The sequence below is a fragment of the Vagococcus luciliae genome (genome assembly GCF_024637875.1).
GTDB classification, from domain to species: domain Bacteria; phylum Bacillota; class Bacilli; order Lactobacillales; family Vagococcaceae; genus Vagococcus; species Vagococcus luciliae.
Window position 1 is genome coordinate 226,345 of sequence record NZ_CP102451.1, and the last position, 22,138, is coordinate 248,482.

22 protein-coding genes, 2 pseudogenes and 1 riboswitch are annotated in these 22,138 nt (G+C 31.3%); of the genes and pseudogenes, 10 read left to right on the plus strand and 14 right to left on the minus strand.

The window, feature by feature from the left end:
• Nucleotides 1-33 precede the first annotated feature (33 nt).
• Complete coding sequence (locus G314FT_RS01250; RefSeq protein WP_257701742.1) at nucleotides 34-1,224, minus strand: chloride channel protein; 1,191 nt, start codon at nucleotides 1,222-1,224, stop codon at nucleotides 34-36.
• Between the two features lie 39 nt (nucleotides 1,225-1,263).
• Nucleotides 1,264-1,344, minus strand: a riboswitch (Fluoride riboswitch).
• A gap of 195 nt (nucleotides 1,345-1,539) precedes the next feature.
• Between G314FT_RS01250 and G314FT_RS01255 the strand changes: the two genes are divergently transcribed.
• On the plus strand, nucleotides 1,540-2,001 hold the full coding sequence (locus G314FT_RS01255) for a Dps family protein (RefSeq protein WP_257701743.1): 462 nt from the start codon (nucleotides 1,540-1,542) through the stop codon (nucleotides 1,999-2,001).
• Between the two features lie 140 nt (nucleotides 2,002-2,141).
• On the plus strand, nucleotides 2,142-2,852 hold the full coding sequence (gene budA / locus G314FT_RS01260; protein WP_257701744.1) for an acetolactate decarboxylase: 711 nt from the start codon (nucleotides 2,142-2,144) through the stop codon (nucleotides 2,850-2,852).
• Nucleotides 2,853-3,029: 177 nt separating this feature from the next.
• On the opposite strand, the gene G314FT_RS01265 is transcribed toward budA, so the two are convergent.
• Entirely contained in the window at nucleotides 3,030-3,773 is a 744-nt protein-coding gene (locus G314FT_RS01265; protein WP_257701745.1) for a class A sortase, read from the minus strand.
• A 72-nt stretch (nucleotides 3,774-3,845) separates the two neighbouring features.
• Between G314FT_RS01265 and G314FT_RS01270 the strand changes: the two genes are divergently transcribed.
• Nucleotides 3,846-4,781 (plus strand): LPXTG cell wall anchor domain-containing protein, encoded by a 936-nt coding sequence (locus G314FT_RS01270; RefSeq protein WP_257701746.1) that lies wholly within the window; start codon nucleotides 3,846-3,848, stop codon nucleotides 4,779-4,781.
• Nucleotides 4,782-4,827: 46 nt separating this feature from the next.
• Here G314FT_RS01270 and yghU read toward each other — a convergent pair whose 3' ends face one another.
• Nucleotides 4,828-5,613 carry a glutathione-dependent disulfide-bond oxidoreductase gene (gene yghU, locus G314FT_RS01275; protein ID WP_257701747.1) on the minus strand — a complete coding sequence of 262 codons (786 nt, stop codon included), beginning with the start codon at nucleotides 5,611-5,613 and terminating at the stop codon, nucleotides 4,828-4,830.
• Nucleotides 5,614-5,684: 71 nt separating this feature from the next.
• Nucleotides 5,685-6,095 (minus strand): DUF1722 domain-containing protein, encoded by a 411-nt coding sequence (locus G314FT_RS01280; protein ID WP_257701748.1) that lies wholly within the window; start codon nucleotides 6,093-6,095, stop codon nucleotides 5,685-5,687.
• 87 nt (nucleotides 6,096-6,182) lie between these two features.
• On the opposite strand from G314FT_RS01280, the gene G314FT_RS01285 reads away from it, so the two are divergent.
• The gene (locus G314FT_RS01285) at nucleotides 6,183-6,317 is read left to right on the plus strand and encodes a hypothetical protein (RefSeq protein ID WP_257701749.1); all 135 of its coding nucleotides are present in this window, start codon (nucleotides 6,183-6,185) and stop codon (nucleotides 6,315-6,317) included.
• Between the two features lie 41 nt (nucleotides 6,318-6,358).
• Here the strand turns inward: G314FT_RS01285 and G314FT_RS01290 are convergent, their stop codons facing one another.
• Entirely contained in the window at nucleotides 6,359-9,235 is a 2,877-nt protein-coding gene (locus G314FT_RS01290; protein WP_257701750.1) for a DEAD/DEAH box helicase, read from the minus strand.
• Nucleotides 9,228-9,632, minus strand: a complete 405-nt coding sequence (locus G314FT_RS01295) for a (deoxy)nucleoside triphosphate pyrophosphohydrolase (protein WP_257701751.1) — start codon at nucleotides 9,630-9,632, stop codon at nucleotides 9,228-9,230. The genes G314FT_RS01290 and G314FT_RS01295 overlap by 8 nt, the downstream gene beginning before the upstream one ends.
• A gap of 116 nt (nucleotides 9,633-9,748) precedes the next feature.
• Between G314FT_RS01295 and G314FT_RS01300 the strand changes: the two genes are divergently transcribed.
• The gene (locus tag G314FT_RS01300) at nucleotides 9,749-9,934 is read left to right on the plus strand and encodes a hypothetical protein (protein ID WP_257701752.1); all 186 of its coding nucleotides are present in this window, start codon (nucleotides 9,749-9,751) and stop codon (nucleotides 9,932-9,934) included.
• A gap of 176 nt (nucleotides 9,935-10,110) precedes the next feature.
• Here the strand turns inward: G314FT_RS01300 and G314FT_RS01305 are convergent, their stop codons facing one another.
• The 3 genes and pseudogenes from G314FT_RS01305 to G314FT_RS01315 form a co-directional block, all read right to left on the minus strand.
• Nucleotides 10,111-10,269 carry a hypothetical protein gene (locus tag G314FT_RS01305; RefSeq protein ID WP_257701753.1) on the minus strand — a complete coding sequence of 53 codons (159 nt, stop codon included), beginning with the start codon at nucleotides 10,267-10,269 and terminating at the stop codon, nucleotides 10,111-10,113.
• 105 nt (nucleotides 10,270-10,374) lie between these two features.
• Nucleotides 10,375-10,611, minus strand: a pseudogene (locus tag G314FT_RS01310) (winged helix-turn-helix domain-containing protein); the annotation flags it as partial.
• Nucleotides 10,612-11,320: 709 nt separating this feature from the next.
• Nucleotides 11,321-12,235, minus strand: coding sequence for a hypothetical protein (locus G314FT_RS01315; protein ID WP_257701755.1), 915 nt, complete (start codon nucleotides 12,233-12,235; stop codon nucleotides 11,321-11,323).
• A 625-nt stretch (nucleotides 12,236-12,860) separates the two neighbouring features.
• Here G314FT_RS01315 and G314FT_RS01320 point away from each other — a divergent pair.
• The gene (locus G314FT_RS01320) at nucleotides 12,861-13,058 is read left to right on the plus strand and encodes a WYL domain-containing protein (protein ID WP_257701756.1); all 198 of its coding nucleotides are present in this window, start codon (nucleotides 12,861-12,863) and stop codon (nucleotides 13,056-13,058) included.
• 168 nt (nucleotides 13,059-13,226) lie between these two features.
• Here G314FT_RS01320 and G314FT_RS10505 read toward each other — a convergent pair.
• A pseudogene (locus G314FT_RS10505) lies at nucleotides 13,227-14,283 on the minus strand (hypothetical protein).
• A 438-nt stretch (nucleotides 14,284-14,721) separates the two neighbouring features.
• On the opposite strand from G314FT_RS10505, the gene cysK reads away from it, so the two are divergent.
• Nucleotides 14,722-15,654 (plus strand): cysteine synthase A, encoded by a 933-nt coding sequence (cysK, locus tag G314FT_RS01335; RefSeq protein ID WP_257701759.1) that lies wholly within the window; start codon nucleotides 14,722-14,724, stop codon nucleotides 15,652-15,654.
• An 8-nt stretch (nucleotides 15,655-15,662) separates the two neighbouring features.
• Nucleotides 15,663-16,409 carry a serine O-acetyltransferase EpsC gene (gene epsC / locus G314FT_RS01340; RefSeq protein ID WP_257701760.1) on the plus strand — a complete coding sequence of 249 codons (747 nt, stop codon included), beginning with the start codon at nucleotides 15,663-15,665 and terminating at the stop codon, nucleotides 16,407-16,409.
• A 7-nt stretch (nucleotides 16,410-16,416) separates the two neighbouring features.
• Here the strand turns inward: epsC and G314FT_RS01345 are convergent, their stop codons facing one another.
• The 3 genes from G314FT_RS01345 to spxA form a co-directional block, all read right to left on the minus strand.
• Nucleotides 16,417-16,938, minus strand: coding sequence for a GtrA family protein (locus tag G314FT_RS01345; protein ID WP_257701761.1), 522 nt, complete (start codon nucleotides 16,936-16,938; stop codon nucleotides 16,417-16,419).
• Nucleotides 16,939-16,995: 57 nt separating this feature from the next.
• Complete coding sequence (locus tag G314FT_RS01350) at nucleotides 16,996-17,685, minus strand: adaptor protein MecA (protein ID WP_257701762.1); 690 nt, start codon at nucleotides 17,683-17,685, stop codon at nucleotides 16,996-16,998.
• Between the two features lie 204 nt (nucleotides 17,686-17,889).
• Entirely contained in the window at nucleotides 17,890-18,288 is a 399-nt protein-coding gene (gene spxA, locus G314FT_RS01355) for a transcriptional regulator SpxA (RefSeq protein WP_257701763.1), read from the minus strand.
• Nucleotides 18,289-18,632: 344 nt separating this feature from the next.
• Here spxA and trpS point away from each other — a divergent pair, with 344 nt between their 5' ends.
• Entirely contained in the window at nucleotides 18,633-19,652 is a 1,020-nt protein-coding gene (gene trpS, locus G314FT_RS01360; protein ID WP_257701764.1) for a tryptophan--tRNA ligase, read from the plus strand.
• 69 nt (nucleotides 19,653-19,721) lie between these two features.
• Nucleotides 19,722-20,294 (plus strand): ATP-dependent Clp protease proteolytic subunit, encoded by a 573-nt coding sequence (locus G314FT_RS01365; protein WP_257701765.1) that lies wholly within the window; start codon nucleotides 19,722-19,724, stop codon nucleotides 20,292-20,294.
• 61 nt (nucleotides 20,295-20,355) lie between these two features.
• Here G314FT_RS01365 and G314FT_RS01370 read toward each other — a convergent pair whose 3' ends face one another.
• Nucleotides 20,356-22,089, minus strand: coding sequence for a pyruvate oxidase (locus G314FT_RS01370; protein ID WP_257701766.1), 1,734 nt, complete (start codon nucleotides 22,087-22,089; stop codon nucleotides 20,356-20,358).
• Nucleotides 22,090-22,138 lie beyond the last annotated feature (49 nt).

Consider the following 22,138-nt stretch of genomic DNA (forward strand, 5'->3'; position numbering starts at 1 on the left):
TAGAAGTCTGTCTCACATTTTTTAATAACTTTCTTAATTATATTTTTGTAAAGGGTAAATGCTTTTTCCTTTTGCACACACAAATGATGTCACGCAGACAATAACAAAGAAAGGTAAGTAACTAAAACCAAATACTTCTCCTCCAATAAAAATAGGGGCAAAAAGGGTATTCGTTGCACTACCAAAAACACTCGCATATCCCAATGCTGCGGTCAGTTCTATTGGTAACCCAAGTAATTGACCCAAGACAACACCTAATGTCGCCCCAATAGAAAATAATGGTGTGACTTCCCCGCCTAGAAATCCGACTGATAAGGTTAAAACAGTCAATAACAGCTTTAACAACCAATCATAATAATGAACTGTTTGACTAGTAAATGACATCTCGATAAGATTTGTTCCTAAGCCAGAGTATCTACCTTGTCCCAATAGCATCAATAATACACTTAAAATTACCCCACCTATTCCTATTTTAATAACAGGATTTTTAATTAATTTGCTCAAGTACCCTTTAGTATGCTCTAAAAGTCCGACAAATAATAGACCAGTTAACCCAAATAATACTCCTAATAAAATTAAAATAATAAATAACGATAAATCAATGTCTAATTTTGTCGTTAATAGAACCTGAAATTTTTCCAAGCCTAATTGTTTTGATGTCTGACTAGCTACAAAAGCCCCAATCAACGTAGGAAATAGTACATCATGACGTAATGTTCCTACTACTAAAACTTCCAGCGCAAAAAAAGTTGCCGCAATAGGGGTTCTAAATAATCCAGCAAAACCTGCTGCAATCCCTATAATAATAAAATGACTTTTTAACTCCTCTTGTTTTATAAGTCGCCCAAACCAACTCGACACTGTTGCCCCAAGTTGAACAGCGACACCTTCTCTACCCGCACTTCCACCAAATAGATGCGTCATCCATGTTCCAATCATAACAAAAGGAATCAATCTCAATGTAATCTCCTGTCTTGTTTCATGCCCTGCTTCAAAAACAAGAGACATACCTTTATAACTTTCTTTACCATACTTCATAAACAAATGCATAAAAATCATACCAGAAAAGGCTAAAAATGGTATAAGCTGATAAAAATATTCCACCCTAATAGTGGATAACCAAATCAATATTTTGCCAAAAAAAGTGTCTAATCCACCAACTATTAACCCAATAATAACACTACTAATCATTAAAATGATTTGCTTTTTAATTAACTCTTTCATTTTTTCCTCCTAAAAAAATGACTCCTACACACCTAAATAAGATATGTAGAAGTCATTAGCATTTTTTGCGGTTTCAGTATCTATAACGAACTGTGGGAGACATTCATTCCCTCATATTAAGTTAATTAAATTATCTTACATGACGAGATAATTGTCAATTATTGGTTTTTCTCTGATACAAACACATTAGAAGAAGCGATAAAATATAAGACTTACCATGACTTCATTAATTTTTTGATAGAACAATAAAGGGTATTCAAATTTTTGGTAATTTTTCTTCTTTAGTTGTATTATATAGTCAGGAGGGTGATATATATGAAATTAGAAGAAACTAAACGTACATTGAATCAATTAGTAGCAGATTTAAGTCAGTTTTCAGTGGTTATTCATCAGACACATTGGTATATGAGAGGACCTGAATTTTTATCACTACACCCATTAATGGATGAGTATATGGATGAAATCAATGATCAACTGGACGTCATTTCTGAACGTTTGATTACTTTAGGTGGCGAACCTTACTCTACCTTACAAGAATTTATTGACAACACTGGTATTAAAGATGAAAAAGGAAGCTATTCTAAACCAATTCCTGAACGCCTAAAAAACTTAGTCGCTGGTTATAAATATCTAATCGGTGTTTATGAAAAAGGAATTGAAGTGAGCGAAAAAGAGGGCGACCTAGGAACTCAAGACATCTTTATTTCATTTAAGACAGATCTTGAGAAAAAAGTATGGATGTTACAAGCAACTCTTAATGAAGCTCCTGGAATTTAAACAACTAATTATAATAAAACAGAACAGATTTTTGTTCTGTTTTTTTCTTTTATTAGACTAGTTATTCTCCCTGATGTATTATCATAAAAAAGGATAACTAAATGGAGAATCATGACAAAAAAAGGAAAGAAGGATACATCATGTCTCATAATATTCTTTTTCAACAAGGAAACATGCAACTTTTAAGTGAGGGTCTTTTAGATGGAACAATTACCTTAAAAGAATTACTCTCTCATGGTAATACAGGAATTGGCACTGGTGAAGGTATTGATGGTGAACTAATTATAATCGATGGTGTTGGGTATAAAATTAATCATCACGGGGAGACCGAAATTCTTAATGACTCTTTTAACATTACTTTTGCAGATACACACTTTGATCACTATCAATTACTAACTGAAGTAGACGATGTTAATTTGACAACTTGTCTAAATGATATTAAACAACTTATTTCAGGAAACAACCTATTCTTTTCAGTTAAACTTCATGGTAACTTTAAACAGATTACAACTCGTTCAGCAAAAAAATCAGTTAAACCCTATCCTAGCTTAGAAAAAGTAGGAGAAAATCAAGTTGAATTTACAGCTAAAAATGTGACAGGCACACTTATCAGTTATTATTCTCCAATGCTATATCAGGGTGTTACTGTTGCTGGCTTTCATAGTCATTTCTTAGCTGATGACTTATCTATCGGTGGACATGTCTTAACAGCAGAAATTGATCATGTTACAGCTTATACTCAAATCTTCCGTTCATTTTTACAAAGTAATCCCATTGATGATTTTGACTTTATTCATGCTGATTTAAGTGATATCAATAAATTAGATACTGTGATTAAAAATGTTGAATAATGAACAGCTCCTCTCTAATTTATTGAGAGGGGTTTTTAATTCCAAAATACTGGATATATTTTTTGTTTTTTTTACTCTGCTACTTCTTCCTTGTCTCATAAAATAACTTTCCTAATTTTTTATCAATATTTTTAATATTATATTACATACTCTCCTCTAATTTAAATATAATATAATTTATTCATACAAATTTTGTTTTTGATAAAAAAAGTTCATTATCTTTTTTTCTGTTAATTCTACAGGAATTTGTTTAAAAAAAGACGCCTTTAACATGAAACGACCTTCTCCTGTTTCATCACAAGTTATTAATGTTAATTCTGCCTTATTGTCATTATCTTCAATGACATGGACATCTGTTGCTTGGATATACGCCATATTTGTCACTCTATACTCATAAACATTTTCCAAATCTGTTAAATAAATGGGCATATCTATTTTAGCGTGAATAATGGGCCCAAATAATACTTCTTGATTTAACATATGATGACTGGTCAAAGAATAGTTCCCTTTTCCCATCTCTTGGTCTTTTTTCATTGTTCCAGCACCCATTAAAATGGCATAATCTGAAACACCACGTAAAATAGGTAAATTTATATTTAAATCAGGTATTGTTATTCCTCCTAGTACAGGAACTTTTTCATCTTTAAAAGTTGATTTTAGTGCAGATTTAATATCTGCTTTACTTGATTTTTCAAAATCAAACTCGGAGTCTTCTGATTCATTGTGATGTTTTTTTATATCAGCTTTAGTAGTCTGGCTAATATTTGGAGCATGATGCGATTTTAATACAAATGATGTCAAAGATTCATTAAATAATAAAACCAAAGATACTAAAATAACCATAAAAGATAACCATAATATCAATTTTCTTTTTCTGTTTAGTTTTTGTTTATTTTTTCTTAATTCTTGTCTTTTTTTCATTTTATTTTACTTTTTTCCTTTTTTTGTGTTATTATATTAATGTATTATATCATAATATTGGGGGTATTATAATTGAAAAAGAAAGTTTATATTGGGTTATTTTCAGCTTTATTATTAGTTGGTGGAACATCAGTTTATTCATTAGCTGAAGAAACAACTGATGAGGTAAAAACTGAAGACGTTGCTAAAGAACAAGGAAATAATGTGAAACCTAATTTAGGAAAAGTAACATTGATTGGGTACACTAAAAATGAAGATAATCAAGATTTCAGTGATTATGCATTTTCAGTGCCAAAACCAGCAGAATTTCAAGGGTTAAAACTTGGTGAGTTAACTTTAGTAAACGTTCCGTACAGTGCAGATAATAAAAATCTAATTGGTGCTACTGAACTTTATCATACGGTTTTAGATGGTAAATTTGATACAAAAATTCGTTACGGGATATATGACGAGGGTGATCAATTACGATTCCAACCGATACTAGGAAATGTTAATGTAGGTCAAGCCAATTATCCAGGAAAAGTTGGTTTAACTCCATTTATTGGCGGGGAAATAGGCAACGGTAATGCTTTCTTTGAAACACCTAATGGCACTTATAGTGCGTTCATTAGAGTTATTTTCACTAACGTCCCTCAACCTAGTGATGATGAAAACAATGATACAAATAACGCTGTTGTAGAACAACCTGAAAATTCTACAAGCAATAGTCAAAATCAAACTGACTCAACTGATGCTAAAGATACGACAGATAACAACATAAATGCTACAAAACAAAGTGGAACAACCAATCCTAAAAACTCTACAGATAACAACACAACCCCTGCAAAACAAAATGAAAAAGAGTTTGTTAATAACATAAAAAAAACAGGTGATACTAGCGAAAAATATGCAAATAACAAAAAATTACCTCAAACTAGTCAATCAAACACTGTTTTACCTGGTTTAATGTTACTTTTACTAGGTAGTGTAACAGCTGTCTTTGCAAAATTTAAGTTTTCTACTAAATAAAATTAAAAAACTTCTAACCCATCCTAAAAGTTAGAAGTTTTTTAATTTAGTCTATTGATAGATAATCTACTGCTAATCCACGTTTTACTGCTGGTCTTTCAGCAATTCGATTTGTCCATTCGATTAAATTAGTATAGCTAGAAACATCTAAAAATTCTGCAGAACCCTCATAAAGATTACCTAATACAAGTTGCCCGTACCATGACCAAATAGCAATATCTGCAATAGTATAATTTTCTCCAGCAATATAAGATCTATCAGCTAAAACTTTGTCTAATAAATCTAATTGTCTTTTTGTTTCCATTGTATATCGATCAATTGGGTATTTTAACTTTTCAGGAGCATAGTGAAAGAAATGGCCAAATCCACCACCAACAAAAGGTCCAGCCCCTACTTGCCAAAATAGCCAATTAAGCGTTTCTGTTTTTTCATGTATATTTGATGGTAAAAATTTCCCGAATTTTTCGGCTAGATAAACTAAAATAGAGCCTGACTCAAATACATCCACTCGTGGCGTTTGACTTTGATCAACCATTGCTGGAATTTTAGAGTTTGGATTAATTGAGACAAAATCAGATCCAAACTGATCTCCTTCACCTATATTAATTTTGTATAAGTCGTAATCTGCCCCTGTTACTCCTAATTCTTTCAGTTCTTCAAATAGGATAGTAACCTTCACGCCATTAGGTGTTCCTAATGAATACACTTGAAATGGTGCTGTTCCAATTGGCAAAGTTTGATCAAATCGACTTCCTGCTGTTGGTCGATTGCCACCTCTATTGGTATTTTCATCGTCCCATTGCCAAATTTTTGGTAATTGATAGTCTGTCATAGTATCACTCCTTACTCTTATTCTACGTTTATGATAGCACTTATAAAAAAAAACTGTCCAACATTTCGTTTTTACTTTACATTTATCTCGTTAGATGACAGTCCCCAATTTATATTCAATAAATAGGTTTGATGATACTTTTGACTTAACTCTTTTAAAAAATTTTCTAATTCTTTACTTTGTAAAGGTGTTGTTTCAATTAGATCTTTGTATCTATTTTTTTCCTCAACTGTTGCAATCTTTTTAAAATATCCCCAAATATGTTGGTAAGTAACTGTCAGGGTTTTGTCTGTTGGTTGATAATCCTCTAATTCAGATAATTTGTTTGTATATTGGGTATGTTTTTCTTGAGTCCATTGATTACCTTTAGCTAGTAAACGGATATCATTGTATGCCTGTTGCGAACGAGACATCACCCAATATTTATGTTTAGTCCACGATGTTTGAAATTCTTTTAATAATTGCTTATCTGTCTGCTCCATATAATCCTCCTATCTTTCCATTGGTTTTCCTTATATATTAAGGTATATTATAAATGCAAAGACAAATCAATTAAAAGAGGTGATTCTATGGGAAAATATCAATTAGATCAAAAAGGAAAAATCGCTGTTTCTAAGTATCATGAAAAACAAACACCAAATAAAGTTGACAAAAAAGAACAACTTGCTAAATTACGTGAGAGTTACATGAAGAAAAAGAAATGAAAGCAAGTAGCCAATTTTCAGGCTACTTGTTTTCATTTATACTAATCTAAATTACCCGTTAAAAATTCATACATGTTAGGCTCGACTCTATTTTTTAACAAAAAATCCATTTCAACAACATTTTTTAATGTATTATCAGATGTTGGCTTTTTGTTCTGTTCAATTGTTTCAATGATAGGATTCATTTCTCCAACATAGTAAAAATCTGTTTCTCTGTCTTGTTGATTGTATTTACGCTTTATAAATAAATGAATCGTCCAGTTTTCTGAATCTCTTAAAATTTTTACTTCTGGAGAATCTATGGTTCTAGGAGATTTAGTAAACCAATGGAATGTCTGTTCATCAATAAATTCATCTTCATAGGCCATTAAAGATGCTTTGAAATCTTTTCCTTTGTCTAGCGTGACAAATATAACAAACTGATTATTATTATAGGTGTATCCACCAATCCCTTGTTCATTTTGATTAAATTTCATATTTAACAATCTTAATACATCTTTGCGTCGATATTTAGAATACAATTGTAAGCTGTCTGGCATACCTTTCGACTCTAATTTTTTTAATCCTGTATCAATAACATCTTTCAAAAACAAAATAAATGAATCATTTTTCTTTGCCTCTTTAAAAAATAATGTTAATTCTAATCCTTTAGATGATTTAGTAACCAGTTGTGCGGGCATATAACTTTTCTGTAAGCCCGACTCATAAAATGATAAATCCAGAACAGACATCACGGAATGTAGTATCTGAGGATTATAATTAATCCCTTTACTTTCCCACAATTCCTTTATCTCATTAACTTCGATTTCATCACGATTATTTTTTAAACACTCTTTTAGTACCAATAATTCATGAGGTCTACCACCAAATAGGAATTCAATGGATACAAATTTTAAAGCCAGTTGTTCTTTGTCATTTATAGGTGCATAACTTTCTTTCATTTTGTCTAAAAATTGATTGTATGTTTTTTCACGCTGAATAACTACCAATGGATCTAGCTCGCCCATTTCTTCAAAATCATATAACATTGGTATTCTATTTAATCTATTTTTCAAACGTTGATAACTTTTTCGAAGTTCTGCTAAAGAGTTTAATTTTGCTGCGTCTATTGATTTGAAAATCCGATCTTTCGCAACTTTTTCAAAATTAATAGCTGACAAACCTGATAAATAGTTAACATCAATAGTATCTCTTCTTAAATTATTTTTATTACGAGAAGAATCTCCAGATAAAGCCATTGGAATCATATAATTATTTTGATAATTTCCAATAAAATCAATCACCGTTACAAACTCTTTCGAATCATCTTTTCTTAAGCCACGTCCTAATTGTTGAATAAAAATAATATTAGATTCTGTATTTCTAAGCATAATCACTTGATTGATTTTTGGAATATCAATTCCCTCATTAAATATATCAACTGTAAAAATATAATGAATCGTTCCATTTTCAAGTAATTCAATCACTCTTTCACGCTCAGCAATAGTATCTTCTCCTGATAAAAAATCACTTGGAATCCCACGTTCTTTAAATAGTAAGGCTAATTGTTTAGCTTCTTCTTTTCGACTACAGAAAACTAATCCTTTAGGAATATTTCCAGAACACCCATAATAATTAATTTTTTCTATTAAAAAATCGACTCGATCAGGATAAGTTAAATAAGATAAATCAGTTGTTTCATTAATAATCAACCCATTTTTTTCATAGTCTGTTACACCAAAATAATGAAATGGGCATAGTAAATCTTCTTCTAATGCATCTTGTAAGCGAATCTCATAAGCCACATTATAATCAAATAATTCGAAAATATTAAACCCATCTGTCCTTTCTGGCGTTGCCGTCATTCCTAGTAAAAATGTTGGTTGAAAATAGTTTATAGTATTAATATAAGAAGTTGCTCCAGCTTTATGAACTTCATCTATTAAAATATAGTCAAAGGCATCAGGCCCTAAAATATCTTGATAATCCTTTTTAGAAATTGTCTGAATGGTTGAAAACAAGTATTTTGCTTCTAAATCTTTATATTGGCCTGATAAAATACCATAGTCAGAATCGTCACCACCCACAACTTTCTTAAAAGATTCTATGGCATTGTTTAATATTTGTTCCCTATGGACAATAAATAAAAATCTTTTCGGCTTTACTTTAGCTACATCAAAAGCTGCAAGATAGGTTTTCCCTGTACCCGTCGCAGATATAATTAATCCCTTGTTTGCACCTGATTTTCTTAATTTATCTAGACTATCTAATGCTTCTTTCTGCATACTATTCGGAAAAATATAACCATTGGTATTTTCTTTAATTAAATCTCTGTTCTGTATTATTCTTTTAGGTAAAGGTTGATAATTTTTTGAAAATTTTCGAATCCATTCTTTAGTCAATATAGAAGCTTGTTCCCACTCTTTTTCTAAATGATTATTAATTGTTGATATCAAATCACCATTATCTTTAGAAGTTAATTTTATGTTCCATTCATAGTTGAGCTTTAAGGCATTCATAGTCAAATTAGAACTTCCAATGATAAAAGTTTGATAATCACTATGACTAAATAAATAACCTTTTGAATGAAATCCTTCTTTTTGAGATAGACGTACCTCAATATTTGGAATTTCTAGCAATGATAAAAATACGTCTGGATTATTAAATCCTAAATAAGTAGATGTTAAAACACGACCTTTAACACCTTGTTTAGCTAAATCTGCAAGTTGTGCTTTTATCGTATTTAATCCACTTTGAGTAATAAATGCAACAGATAAAATAAACGATTGGCAAGCAACCAATTCTTGTTGAATCGTAGATAGTAGAAATTCTTTTTTCTCTTTATCATTGACAATAAATTTTGGATTAAGATATTGACTCTCCACCGTTTTATCTACAAACGCTTTTTTTAAAGCTTTATCTAATAAAGTATCATCCATCAATACCAACCTCCATCAATTTTTGAACGATTGGCCTATCTGCAGGAGCCCAATCGAGTGTATTCAGTTGTTTAATCGGTACCCATCTTGCTTGCAAATGTTCTGTTAATTTTGGTTTTCCCGATTTTAATTCACAGATAAAAGTAGTTAGATGAACAGTACCAAAATCATAATGAAACGAAACATGCGCATATTCAGGTTCCTTCATCTCAACAGAAATTTCTAATTCTTCTACTAACTCTCGAACCAGTGCCTGTTGTTTGGTCTCTCCCATTTCAATTTTGCCTCCTGGAAACTCCCATTTCTCAGCTAAAGTTTTTTCTAGTCCTCGTTGACAACAAAAAATTTTATCCTTTTTGACAATTATCGCACCAACAACATATATATCTTTCATCATCTCTATAAACCTCATTTTATTCATTATTATAAATTTAGGATCGCATATAATATTTAAACGTGCAATCATTTACTAAAAATATATAGTATAATTAAAAAAGCATTGGAGGGATTTTTATGTCAGAAAAAAAGTTGTTAAAGTCAGAAAAAATCCGTATAAAAAATGATAAATTAAGAGCTGAAGGAGTCAATTTAGAGAAAAAATGGGGTAAAAACCTTATTAATAATGGTTTAAATTCAAGTGCAATGGCAGGTTTTCCTGGAACAAATTCAACAAATATAGAGATTAAAGTAACAAAATAACTAGAAAATGTCCCTGAAAAACAATAAACTATACAAGTTATTGATACAAAAAATTTAATAATTATAATTTTCAACTTATGTTATAAACTGGTCAAATATTAAATAGTTCTTCTTTACCTTAATACAATAAAGCCCTCTGATTTAGTAAAAATCAGAGGGCTTTATTGTATTTAATTTTAATTATATTCATCCAGTTCTTTTAATTTTGCAACAAAATCTTGATAAAGTGATATAGTCCATTCTATTTCAAAATCATCAACATAATTATTCTCTTTTTCATGTGTCATTTTATTAACTTCTGTCATATAATAAGAAATCAATTCTTTAATTTCCATGATTTGTCATCCCCTAGCTCTACTTTTATATTAGACTGTTTCATTTCATAAAATAGGTCTAATTTAGGATGCAAATAAGTAATTTATGGACTAGACTAACAATGATTATAAATTAAATCGATACCCACTTCCCCAAATGGTTTCAATAGGAAAATTTTGAATTCCATGTTGCTTTAATTTTTCTCTAATACGTTTTATATGTACTGTAATTGTAGATGCATCACTATAAAAAATATCTTGTTCCCAAATCATTTCAAATAATTTCTCTTTACTCCAAACAGCATTAGGATGTGTCACTAGAAAAAGCAATAAAGAAAATTCTTTAGTTGTAAAAATGACTTCTTCAAGTTCTTGTATAAAGTTAGTTAAATTAACTCGATCGTAATGAAAAATAACAGCGTCCATATCAAATTTTGAATATAAAAATAATTCTCCTATCAATTCATTTAAACTTTGAGACTTTTTATAGATGGTTTGTAAATAACGTTATTTTTTCTCATCTGTATTGGCCACACCATCTAACATACCTTCAACATATCCCATAATGGAAGTGATTAGTGTTTTTTAATCATGCGAGATGTTAGTAATCAATTCTTTACGATTATCTTCGTACTATTCACTGATTTTTTTTGCTCTTTCTAACTCTATTCACATATTTTTAAAACCAATCTGTAAACGTTCAACTTCTTTCACAATATTCTTATCAGAAATTGGAAAAAATACCATGTTGTCCAATACTGCTAAAATATTTTTACAAAAAATAAAAGAAAACGTGAAACTCTAAAATAAAAAGTGACCTAACTAAAGTCAATCCATCGTTTTATACTATTAACTCGCTATTTTTATTAATGAGGAAATTAGCGATTGTCCTAAAGTCCTGTTTATGATGATTGCTATTACACAATTTTCACCGATTAATTTATTATTTACTCTATTGAAGATAATCAAACTAATTTTGCCATTCGTAAACAAATAAAGACTATTATTAAAAATACTAGAAGCTTTTAATAATAAAAAAGTCACACGGTCTTAATGAAGGCCATGCGACTTTTTAAAAGACATTTGGTAATTCGACAGAAAAAATCATTTTATTTAAAGTATTATTTATTAAATACACAGCAACACTACTAGGAATAACACCGTCATCACTATAATGACAAAAAACACCATATTTAAAACTACTATTAGGATGATCTAATATATAACTTGTCGCAACTCTTTCAAAGTCATCCAACGAATAATGACTACCAATTGGTGCTGGTGAGGGAGCAGAAATATGTTGAATAGTGATATTAGATTCTTTTATTGACTTTGTTTTTCTTATTTTAGTCTTACATAAGTCAGACAAATAGAGTTGGCGATAATAAAAACTATCTTTAAATAAATTATCATTTGGAACAAAATAATGAAGCTGTGGACGACTCCCACTGTTCAAATGAGCTGTACCTGTGAATAATAAATTAGTCATATCATCTCCCTCGCTTAAACAAAATCGAAAAGGCAAAAGATGTGTTCGATGGTACATTGCTTGCATACGTTTATCACACTTTATTTTTTCACTTCTAACTTCATCAAAACCTGGTACATAAGCATTATATCTATCTTCGTCATTTCTAAAAATCGATCGATTGACTTTATTTTTCCTTTCCATTAGTATGCTACGATTAATGACAACATAAGCTCCTTGAACTCTTCCCTCTTTTAACCTAGAAGTATAAACTTTCCCTAAGTGTTTTGCTTTTTTACGAGAAAAAAAAGTTTGCTTTAACTCATAAGGTTCAACCATCAAAAATTGAACACCATACTTATTAACATATGTGTCCTCCACTGTTTGTATGCCTGTTAAGCCCATAATTATATTAAACATTTTACTACTAAAACGAAATGCTCCAAAAAGTAGACTCAAAAAAAATTTACCCATTAAAAATAAAATATCACGCACAATAATTAGGCCACCTATCATCATAATAACTATACATCCATAATTAAATTGTTTTAAATCAAGTCACCTAAGTAACCTACGAATTACAACAAGATATTATTGCTATCATTTATTTTAAAAAATATCAATAACACTTAATTCAACTATATAACCAATATAAATAATAAAAACTCTAATACCAATAAAAAACGACGCACACTTTTATAATAACATTTATATATTTAAAGTGTAGACATTTCCATCTCCTATAAGATTATTACTATACTATTTATCATTAACATTACTTAGTACTGGCGTATAATGTCACTAGAAAGATAAAACATCATGATAACTATTTAATTCATTCTTTTTAATTTATAAACATATCGCATTAGGACAACTTAATGAGTTAACCGAAAAATATAATATAACTGAAAAAATGAACATATTAAAATTATTCGTGAGGTACTAAAGGACTGGACTATCAAAACGTGAGATTAGAAGTTTATCTAGAGTTAAATGATTGTAATAACCTATTACTTAATACAACCAGTTAATTAACGTTATTTAACATCATGATATAGCAAAGATTCTTATAACAAGTCGTTCGTTTTCAGTAAAGAAAATAACTCAACTTATTACATTCCATTACAAAGGATACCAAGAAGTAGTGCTAGATCGTTTTCCTCAAGCAGTGATCAAAAAAGTAGTTAAAAATCAATACACAATCTTTGAAATTAGAGCTTTTGATAATGGAATGATGCGCTGGGTTCTTAGTCAAGGCTCTCTGGTTGAAATTATCAGCCCCACTTCATTTAAAGAAAAGATAATAGCTGAACTTACGCAAATACAACAAAATTATTTATAAACATAAATACATAGGCTCCCTCCTCCTATAAGAGAGAGTCTATGTATAATAATCTTCTTTGCTTAGTTTATAAATTTAAACTATTCGACATACGTACTGGTAATCCACTAATTTTAGTCAATCATATAAAATCATAGGAATCCCTTATTAATCACTCGAATCAATACTTCACCATTGTTTAGAAATATCTATATTTTCTTTTAATTCTTGATACGTTTGATAAGATGGATGCTTTTGTAATTCTTGATTATTAATATCTAACATTTGCTTCTCTTTTATTTCTTTAGTTAATTTATCTGCAAAATTAATAGAATCATTTTTTGTTGCTTTATTGTAATCGAAAGAATAATATTTGGATTGTCGTTAGTAAGGTTTTAAAACGTCTTCTGTCATTTTTTCCTGCTCATCTGCGAAATATTCATCATACTAAACTTCTGTGATTTTATCGTTTGTCGTCACCACTTGTAATCGCCCGATTAATCCATTCGGCATTTCCTTATCATAGTCAAAATATTTATTTTCATATGGCTCTCGTATCCAATCTTTCATTTTTTCTGCCAATGGCATAAAACCTGAAGGGGCTGACGTTGAAGATCCTTTGACAGTTAAAAAGTCTCCTGTCACACGATTTTCATCTCGCATTTGTTGCTCTAAAAATGTGATACCATTCATCACAGTGACAAGTGTTTCATCTGTTCGTGTATTATCTGCTTGAAAAAAGGCATAGTCTGACAACCGTTTATTAGTCCCAGCATATTTAGGTTCATAATAACTATCACTAGCAAATTCAGTAAATTCAACATCTAAAATATCATGCGTTTTTGGTTCTGTCACTATTTCAACAATCCCATAGTTATTTCCTTGAAATAGACCCTCATTTTTATAATAATATCCCTCAAGTAACCCTAATGGCGGTTGATTTGACCAAAACATTTTCTTCATTTTTTCTTCTTTTGTATAAATGGCTAGGGGCGAGAACCAAAGGTTGTTTGCGTTACTCCTGTCACGACATCATAAGTATATTCATTATTATCAAATAAAATAGTCTCTTCTTCCGTATTATCTTGTGTCTTAAGGGATCTATTTTTTACAATAACTTGTTAACTTGTTTGTCTTCTACTTTTTCACTCGTTGTGTGCGTCGTCTGACTAGCTTTATTTCCAGAGCAACCAACTAATACTAAACTACTTAATGCCATCATCAAATATCTAAATGGTAATCTCATAACTATCAACTCTTTTCTTTGATCTACTTTATAATACTTATAATACTAAATACTAATAAACTAGAGATGACATTATCATTAATTATTCTAACATTTTATAAACAACTATGAACAAAATCCCCCCTATTTTCTGACCATTCCAATAAAATGTGTCATTCATTTATTCTTCTGTCAGATTAATCAATACTTTTTCTAATTTTTCAAATCCACTTTCATCTGCTAGGATTAAATCCTCTTTTGTTGTTGGTATACCATGTTTGTACTCCTTTGAACTGTCATACTATATTTATTATAACCAACTATTAGGCCTCCAATAAATTTATTTAAATGTTTTTCTATTCATATAAACTTTATATTTTGAATAGTCAGTTAAACACGTTATAATTTATATATCTAAAATATGTGATAAATTTATTTTAATAAAAAGGAGAGAATTTTATGTCTAATATTTATACATCAGTTGATCAATTAATTGGAAACACTCCCTTACTTGAATTAACATCTATTGAAAATACTCAAAATATTGAAGCAACTATCCTAGCTAAGGTAGAGTCATTCAATCCTGGTGGTTCTGTCAAAGATAGAATTGCAAAAGCCATGCTTGATGCAGCAGAAAAAGCGGGTAAACTAACAAAAGAAACTACCATCATCGAACCAACATCTGGAAATACTGGCATTGGCTTAGCCATGATGGCAGCGGCTCGTGGCTATAAGTTGATTATCGTCATGCCAGAAACAATGTCTGTTGAACGTCGTCAGTTAATGAAAGCTTACGGAGCTGAATTGGTTCTAACTGAAGGAGCAAAAGGAATGAAAGGGGCTATTGCTAAAGCAGAAGAATTAGCTGAAAGCATTGATAACAGTTTCATCCCTTCACAATTTTCTAATCCTGCTAATCCTGAAATACATTATCAAACAACTGGACCTGAAATCTGGAACGCAACTGAAGGAAATGTTGATATTTTTGTTGCTGGAGTCGGAACTGGTGGGACTGTGACTGGTGTGGGAAAATTTCTTAAAGAAAAAAATCCTAATATACAAATTGTAGCAGTTGAACCAACCGATTCTGCCGTTTTATCTACCGGAGTGGCTGGAAGTCATAAAATCCAAGGAATTGGCGCTGGTTTTGTTCCCTCTATTTTAGATACGACAATTTATGATGAAATTATTACCATATCTAACGAAGATGCTTTTGCAACAGGGCGACTATTAGCAGAACAAGAAGGTGTCCTTGCAGGTATTTCTTCAGGGGCTGCAGTATTTGCTGCAATGGAGCTAGCTAAACGAGATGAAAATAAAACTAAACGTATTGTAGTATTGTTACCAGATACTGGTGAACGCTATTTATCTACACCTATGTTTACAGAATAGGAAAAATTATGAATAAGAATTACATTGGGATGGATCAAGCGGTCGAACAGGTTATTTCTGACTTTTTCGCATTGCTATTTCCAGCATTTTTTGGTTCACTCGATCAAAAAATGACAACGTCAACCTTCAAACATTCTCTTAAATATTTATTATCTTTTACTGTCAAATCAAAAGATAAATGCGAGATTGTCGCAACTACATTATCACAAAATATCACACATATTAAACAGTTAATCGATACAGACATTCAAGCTGCCTATCAAGGAGACCCTGCGGCAAAAAGCACAGAAGAAATCATTTTAACATATCCCGGTTTCAAAGCTATCAGTATTCATCGACTGGCACATGAACTCTATCTGTTAGATATTCCGATTGTTCCACGTATGTTATCTGAAAAAATGCATAGTTTAACAGGGATAGATATTCATCCGGGGGCACAAATTGGCGCGTATTTTTTCATTGATCATGGAACTGGCATCGTCATTGGAGAAACAACTGTGATAGGAGAGCATGTCAGAATTTATCAAAATGTCACCTTAGGCGTGCGTAACTTTAACATAACGGAAGATGGCTCTCTAGCAAAATATGGAAAACGCCATCCAAATATTGGTGACGGTGTGGTTATTTATGCTGGGGCAACAATTCTTGGAGGAGATACGTTTATTGGTAACAATACGACTATCGGAAGTGGCACATGGATTACGCGATCCGTACCAGAAAATACAGTAATAGTAAATAAAAATTCAACTTATTAAAAAAGAACTATGAGGAAGAGACAAGCTCTCCTTCATAGTTCTTTTTTGCATTAAATACGATTCGTTTAGAAACGACATAATTAATAATCGTTGCCAATATCTGTGATAATACTGTAAAAATAAATTCATTCAATAAATAAGCATTTCCCATGTACGGACCAATTAGTGGGTGACGAAATATTAACTGTTGATAGTTAATTCGTTGTAAATGAAATACAGAAATCATTAATCTACTATACTTTTCAGCAAAAAAATATGCTATGCCAAGATCAAGCATAATCACGAAAAGTCGTCCAGCAATAAACTCAATAAATTGTTTTAATGAACGAGCCAATCCTAGTCCAGTATTTTTAAACACAAAAAATTTGTTAGCAAAGAATGAGAAAACAATCGCAACACTTTGAGCTAAAATAACACTTACTAACACATTATCTGTCCAATTTTTAGACATAAAACGGATAAAAAAATAGATAAATGTAGCAGTCGTTCCAAAGATACTATACCATAGTAGTTCACGTCGTTTAATCACCCTATCACCTCCAAATTTGGCTTGATTTCATAAAAAAAGAATGTCCGAAAACATTCTTTACTTAAAATAGTGCTTCAAAATACTTAATGCATTACGGTCAATAATTAATTCACCATACTCATCCAGTACGTCTTTTGTAATGTTAGTTAACTGCATAAATTCATATATTTTTGAGACATCATTTTTTGCTTGATTCTCAGAAGTATCTTCAAGTAAGAAAGTTAACTGTAAATAATAAGTGTTATTATAAAAATAAAGCGATGATAACACATTTAACAACTGAATATTTTTAGCTAGCTCCACAATGTCCTCAAAGTCGTTTGCTTTAAAAACTGTTTCGTAAGTTGCACCTAACATACTATCCTCTAAATAATTCAAGTCTTCACTATCTGTTGGTTCTTCAACAGAACTTTTAGCTTCAGGAGAATTCATTTGATTTTTGAGGTAATCAACAAAACCATCTGCTTGTCCATTATCTAATCCACTAAAATCAGTCGTTTCATCTATTGACGCATTTTTACTGATAAACAATTCAAGTCCATCATGATTGGGTAGCACTTGGAACGTTACAGCGTCGGTCCCTTGGAACTGTTCATCCACATCCACTTCTTCTAAAATGCTATAGAAGAAAGTCTCAATTTGTTTTTGGTTACCTAACAAATCTAAAAAAGTAATTCCACGTTCTGCAAGATCATCATTTCCAATTGATACTCGAATTGTGTTCTCATTAATTCGTTCCATTTCCATACGGCTACACCCCTTTTCAAAATTATTTATATAGTTACATTGTATAGTATATTAGCAAAAAGTAAAGAAAATCACCTTTATTTCGTCCGTTTTCCCTACGAAAATTAAGAATTTTTAAGAAAAAAAAGATACATTTGAACATAAGTCAAATCCATCTTCTTATAACCAGTTTCGCTATTTAATTATATTGTACAAAATGATCTGTTAAATACCTGCCATCAATTGTGCTTGTTTTAATTCAATCGCTCGAACATCCCTTGGTAAGAAACGACGAATCTCGTCTTCATTAAAGCCTACTTGAAGTCGTTTTTCATCAATCATAATTGGGCGACGTAACAATCCAGGATTTTGTTGAACTAATTCTAATAACTCTGGAAGTGATAACTCGTCTAAATCAACATCTAACTTTTGAAATACTTTCGAACGCGTTGATATAATTTCTTCGGTTCCATCTTCTGTCATTCGTAATATTTCCTTTAGTTCATCTTGTGTCAATGGCTCAGAAAAAATGTTGCGTTCAACAAAGTCTATTTGATTTTCTTGTAGCCAAGCACGCGCTTTTCGACAAGATGTACAGCTGGGTGAAGTGTATAATTTTAACATATCTGTCACTTCCTTTCACAAGTAATAAGTAGAAAAAATTTTATTTAACTAAAATCTAGTATGTGTAAATTGTACTATAAAAAACCTATGATTACTAGGTTTTTTTTACATTATATGACTAAACTTAATATTTTTTTAGAATATCGAAATACCTTTTTATAAAATCGAGCGTATTAAAAAACACTTTATATCATCCTTTTGATGTGTTTCAAACTACTTTTATATCTTTTCATAACAAGGTAACCGTTTAAATAAAATTTCCTTTCTTTTTATTCCCTATTTATTCTTACTTTCTAGTATAATACACTTATGACTAAAAAATTTTACGGAGGCATGATTATTTTATGAAAACTATTTTTTCAGGTATTCAACCAAGTGGTATTCCGACCATTGGAAACTATATTGGTGCGATGAAGCAATTCGTCCAACTACAAAACGACTACCATTGTTTCTTTTGTATCGTAGATGAACATGCGATTACTGTGCCACAAGATCGTTTAAAACTAAGAAAACAAATTTTACAACTAGCCTCTTTATATCTTGCTGTGGGCATTGATCCAGAAAAAGCAACTGTTTTTATCCAATCTGAAGTTTCAGCACATGCAGAAGCAGCATGGATTGTACAGTGTAACACATCTCTTGGTGAATTGGAACGTATGACACAATTTAAGGATAAATCACAAAAAGTTGGTGCAACTTCTGTTAGTGCTGGTTTACTCACTTATCCACCACTAATGGTTGCTGATATTATTCTTTATAATACTAATTTAGTACCAGTAGGAGAAGATCAAAAACAACATTTAGAATTAACAAGAGATTTTGTTGAACGCTTTAATTCTCGGTACGCAGAAAATGTAAATCAGCCACTCCTTGTCCTACCTGAAGTGAAAATTCCAGACAAAAATGCTGGTGGACGTGTCATGAGCTTGCAAGATCCTTCTAAAAAAATGAGTAAATCAGATAGTAATAGTAAAGGATTTATCTCAATGTTAGATGAGCCCAATATTATTCGTAAAAAAATCCGTTCAGCTGTCACTGACTCGAGCGGAAAAATCGAATACGACGTGGAAAATAAACCTGGTGTTTCAAATCTTTTAGTGATTTATTCTTCTTTTTCTGATTTTACAATTGATGAACTTGTTAAAAAATACGCTGACGCTGGATATGCTGAATTTAAAAATGACTTAGCGGAAGTTGTGGTTTCAACACTCGAACCTATTCAAGCTCGTTATAGAGAACTATTAAACTCTGATGAATTGCAAACCATTTTAGATGATGGAGCAGTTGAAGCTGCAAAAGTAGCTAATAAAACATTACGCAAAATGAAAAATGCAGTTGGTCTAGGTCGTAAAACTAAACGCTAATAACGCGTATATTTTAAGTATTTATGCTAAACTATTACTAGATAACGACTTGAAAGGGGATTTTATTTTATGTCAGATAAAACACAGATGGACACAAATACCATGTTAACTCAAAAAATGATTGAAACACGAACTATTTTAATTTATGGAGGAATCGATCAAGATTTAGCAAAAGAAGTTAGCAGTCAATTACTATTACTTTCATCACTAAATGATGAACCAATCACTATTTATATCAACAGTCAAGGTGGCCACGTTGAAGCTGGCGATACCATTCATGATATGATTAAATTTGTTAAACCGGAAGTAAAAATTGTAGGAACTGGTTGGGTAGCTAGTGCTGGGATTACAATTTTCTTAGCAGCAAAAAAAGAAAATCGCTACTCTCTTCCAAATACTCGATTTATGATTCATCAACCAGCTGGTGGTGTTCAAGGACAAAGTACTGAAATTCAAATCGAAGCACGTGAAATTGTAAAAATGCGTGAAAGAATTAATCGTTTAATTGCAGATGCAACTGGTCAAACCTATGAAAAAGTTGCAGAAGATACTGACCGAAACTTTTGGATGTCAGTTAATGAAGCGAAAGATTATGGTATTGTGACAAATATTATTTCTTCTGCTAGTGAGTTAGAAAAGTAACAACTTAAAGCAAATAAAAACTACTCATTATGATAATGAGTAGTTTTTTTATTGCCATTTATTAAAAAAATTGACGTATAATCTCTTTTAATGGCGGTAATGTTGGCATTTTATGCTCTTGAACAATCGATTCAACAGAAAATTTTCCATACCCTTTTGCTTCATCCCAAACAATTTTTCCTGGTAATGGTGCATCATCTGCTACATAAACATTGACTAAAGTTGGAATAGTCACTTCTTTTAAAGTAGGTAGTAACTTTTCTAATTCTTCAGGCGTACGAACAGTATACCCTACCCCTCCACATGCTTCAGCTACCTTGGCATAGTCTATATCATGTAAATCAATCTCATAATTAAGTTGACCAGCTGATTGTTGCTCATATTCAATAAAAGCAAGTTTTTGATTATTTAAGACAAATTGAACAAAGGGCAACTTATATTTTACTGCTGTTACAAAATCTTGCATCACCATAGAAAATGCCCCATCTCCTGCGATTGAAATAGTTTGTCTCTCTGGATAATTTAATTTAGCAGCCAATGCCCCTGGTAAAGCACACCCCATCGTTCCTAACCAAGCTGAAATAAGGTAAGATTGAGTTGGTTGTACCCTTAGGAATCTTGCTCCCCATGAGGTAGATGTCCCAACATCAATTGAGAAAATGGTATCTTTTTTGGCTATTTTTTCAATTGAATCCATAAGAAACGCAGGATGAATAAATTCTCCTTTTCTACTTCTTTCTTCTTCCATCCAATTATTCCAATGACTCATAGTTTGTTGACAAGCTAATAAAAAGCGATCATTTTTGTATACCTCACCATATGACAAGATAGCCTCTAAAAAATCTTTCACGTCAGCTTCTATTGCTATATCTAATGGGAATCTAGTACCCATCACATCTGGATTAATATCTACCTGAATACCACGACACCCTTTGTTAGGTAAATAATCCACGTAAGGATAGTTCGTTCCAAGTAATAAGATTAAATCTGCCTCTTTCATCGCTTCATACGCTGGTTTTGTTCCTAATTTACCAACATTTCCTAAAGAATTTGGATGATTATCAGCTATAGTACCTTTACTTGGCATTGTTTGAATAATTGGTAAATGATTTTTTTCAATAAAAGCCTTTAATTCTTTACCACTATTTTTTGCACCAACTCCGGATAGGACGATTGGATGCTTAGCTTCTTGAAGTAATTGAATAACTTTTTCAATGTCTTGCTTTTCAATGGCTGGTGTTCTAAAAATATTTTCTTTCCCAGTAACATTTTTATATGTATTTGGAATCATTTTAGCTGGTAAATCATCTGGTATTGTTAACACTGCAACACCACGTTGATTAATAGCTGTACGAATTCCTTCATCTAATAGGCGAGGTAGAGAATCTGCTGATTGTACCATCTTATTAAAAACAGCAACATCTTGGAACATCTCTGTTGTATCTACTTCTTGAAAGAAATTTGAATTAACTAAAGAGGAACTTACTTGTCCTACAATAGCTAATACTGGGACATGATCCATTTTAGCGTCATATAAACCATTTAAAAGATGAATAGCACCAGGTCCACCAATTGATAGACAAACGCCAATATTACCTGTCAACTTTGCTTCACTGGCCGCCGCTAAAGAAGCTACTTCCTCATGTCTAACTTGAATAAATTCTATTTCATCCTTCTTTTTTCGAAGGGCATCAACTGTTGTATCCACCGAATCGCCTGGTAAACCATATACACGCTCTATATTCCAAGATTCCATAACTTCCATCATGATATCAGATGCTTTTACTTTTCCCATCATTCATTCCACCTCTCCTAATTATAAGACTTATTTTACATCTTAATTC

What these genes read in the sequence shown, in the direction of transcription:
- G314FT_RS01250 (WP_257701742.1), bottom strand. Translation starts at nt 1,224, where the DNA reads ATGAAAGAGTTAATTAAAAAGCAAATCATTTTAATGATTAGTAGTGTT.
- G314FT_RS01255 (WP_257701743.1), top strand. Translation starts at nt 1,540, where the DNA reads ATGAAATTAGAAGAAACTAAACGTACATTGAATCAATTAGTAGCAGAT.
- budA (WP_257701744.1), top strand. Translation starts at nt 2,142, where the DNA reads ATGTCTCATAATATTCTTTTTCAACAAGGAAACATGCAACTTTTAAGT.
- G314FT_RS01265 (WP_257701745.1), bottom strand. Translation starts at nt 3,773, where the DNA reads ATGAAAAAAAGACAAGAATTAAGAAAAAATAAACAAAAACTAAACAGA.
- yghU (WP_257701747.1), bottom strand. Translation starts at nt 5,613, where the DNA reads ATGACAGACTATCAATTACCAAAAATTTGGCAATGGGACGATGAAAAT.
- G314FT_RS01280 (WP_257701748.1), bottom strand. Translation starts at nt 6,095, where the DNA reads ATGGAGCAGACAGATAAGCAATTATTAAAAGAATTTCAAACATCGTGG.
- G314FT_RS01285 (WP_257701749.1), top strand. Translation starts at nt 6,183, where the DNA reads ATGGGAAAATATCAATTAGATCAAAAAGGAAAAATCGCTGTTTCTAAG.
- G314FT_RS01290 (WP_257701750.1), bottom strand. Translation starts at nt 9,235, where the DNA reads ATGGATGATACTTTATTAGATAAAGCTTTAAAAAAAGCGTTTGTAGAT.
- G314FT_RS01295 (WP_257701751.1), bottom strand. Translation starts at nt 9,632, where the DNA reads ATGATGAAAGATATATATGTTGTTGGTGCGATAATTGTCAAAAAGGAT.
- G314FT_RS01300 (WP_257701752.1), top strand. Translation starts at nt 9,749, where the DNA reads ATGTCAGAAAAAAAGTTGTTAAAGTCAGAAAAAATCCGTATAAAAAAT.
- G314FT_RS01305 (WP_257701753.1), bottom strand. Translation starts at nt 10,269, where the DNA reads ATGGAAATTAAAGAATTGATTTCTTATTATATGACAGAAGTTAATAAA.
- G314FT_RS01315 (WP_257701755.1), bottom strand. Translation starts at nt 12,235, where the DNA reads ATGATGATAGGTGGCCTAATTATTGTGCGTGATATTTTATTTTTAATG.
- cysK (WP_257701759.1), top strand. Translation starts at nt 14,722, where the DNA reads ATGTCTAATATTTATACATCAGTTGATCAATTAATTGGAAACACTCCC.
- epsC (WP_257701760.1), top strand. Translation starts at nt 15,663, where the DNA reads ATGAATAAGAATTACATTGGGATGGATCAAGCGGTCGAACAGGTTATT.
- G314FT_RS01350 (WP_257701762.1), bottom strand. Translation starts at nt 17,685, where the DNA reads ATGGAAATGGAACGAATTAATGAGAACACAATTCGAGTATCAATTGGA.
- spxA (WP_257701763.1), bottom strand. Translation starts at nt 18,288, where the DNA reads ATGTTAAAATTATACACTTCACCCAGCTGTACATCTTGTCGAAAAGCG.
- trpS (WP_257701764.1), top strand. Translation starts at nt 18,633, where the DNA reads ATGAAAACTATTTTTTCAGGTATTCAACCAAGTGGTATTCCGACCATT.
- G314FT_RS01365 (WP_257701765.1), top strand. Translation starts at nt 19,722, where the DNA reads ATGTCAGATAAAACACAGATGGACACAAATACCATGTTAACTCAAAAA.
- G314FT_RS01370 (WP_257701766.1), bottom strand. Translation starts at nt 22,089, where the DNA reads ATGGGAAAAGTAAAAGCATCTGATATCATGATGGAAGTTATGGAATCT.